This is a genomic window from Nostoc sp. 2RC (genome assembly GCF_014222165.1).
Classification (GTDB): domain Bacteria; phylum Cyanobacteriota; class Cyanobacteriia; order Cyanobacteriales; family Nostocaceae; genus Nostoc; species Nostoc linckia.
Genome location: NZ_JACKZU010000816.1, coordinates 1 through 340, shown reverse-complemented (window position 1 = coordinate 340; position 340 = coordinate 1). Strand labels below are relative to the sequence as shown.

Genomic DNA, 340 nt, shown 5'->3' with positions numbered 1-340 from the left:
ATTTTTAATAAAACAAATACAAGTTTTGTTTTATGAGTTATGGTAATCCTATAAAATTTGATAACAAATCAATATGATAACAACATCCAGTAAAAAAAAATTAACAAAAAAGCAAATTAAATCTATTTTTCTACCTAAAGTCATTGATGACAATCCTTATATCAAACAATTGAAACTTCATCTAAAAAAACTAGATATTGAGTTGGTATTTCCTGACACTTCTTCTTCCAGAACATTGTTTTTATCTACGGTGTTTTTACCACAAAAAGCAGATATCATACATTTACATTGGCTACATCCCTTCTTTGTACACTCAAAGAATCCGTTGGTTAATATAATT

At 26.2% G+C, this 340-nt stretch carries 1 pseudogene; it reads left to right on the top strand.

Going from position 1 to position 340, the window contains the following annotated elements:
* Nucleotides 1–73: 73 nt before the first annotated feature.
* Nucleotides 74–340, top strand: a pseudogene (locus GNE10_RS35625) (hypothetical protein); the annotation flags it as partial.